Source organism: Acinetobacter sp. IRS14, from assembly GCF_034650275.1.
Taxonomy (GTDB): Bacteria; Pseudomonadota; Gammaproteobacteria; order Pseudomonadales; family Moraxellaceae; genus Acinetobacter; species Acinetobacter oleivorans.
On the sequence record NZ_JAOVFN010000064.1, the window covers coordinates 1 to 673 of the forward strand.

Annotated in this window: 2 protein-coding genes; both read right to left on the minus strand. The window is 33.1% G+C overall.

From position 1 onward, the window contains the following. On the minus strand, window positions 1-403 hold a 403-nt coding region (locus ODQ17_RS19075), incomplete at its 3' end, for a hypothetical protein (RefSeq protein WP_322905636.1). 6 nt (window positions 404-409) lie between these two features. Next, window positions 410-673: hypothetical protein (locus tag ODQ17_RS19080; protein WP_322905638.1), on the minus strand; the 264-nt coding region annotated here is incomplete at its 5' end.

Genomic DNA, 673 nt, shown 5'->3' on the forward strand with positions numbered 1-673 from the left:
GTAAACTGTCTAAATCATAAATAACTAATGGTTTATTCTCTTTAGCAATATTTTGAAGCTGAGTGACGTAGTTCCAATAGCGATAAGCACTGGCATAAATATAGGGACAATCTAAATTTTGCAGGCTCAGCACATCAATATCACGAACAATAACTAAATCACCTTCTTGCTGATCATCCAGTTGGTCACCTAAGAATTGAGGTTTATATTCACCTCTAACTATAGTATTAGAATAATAACTTGAAAGATTAGCAGGGGATATAAAATGACGATCTTTATAGGTATTTAAAAAATCTCGATAAGCAAAAGGAATATTAGGAGAATTTAAAGATAACGATTCCCCAAAAATTTGCGTGTACTTACAGATTTCTGGGTATGATTCTAGGTTAAAGAGTCTGGTCATTTTCGGTTATCCTCGATGTAAAGCATCCACTAATTGAGTAATAGCTTGAATTTCATTTAAATCAGTAGTTTTATAAGTTAAGTCATGATTAGAACGTCTTCCAAATGCAAAATCCTGAGAACCCATATAGGCTGCTGTTGTTCCTATAATAATAATCTTGGCATGGAGATTATAAATTTGTTTAGCATCTAAATTAGAGTAATTACGGTGTCCATAAAAGATATGGCAATGAAGACGTGACAATAGTTCTTCTTGTTGAGCTGTTGGAGC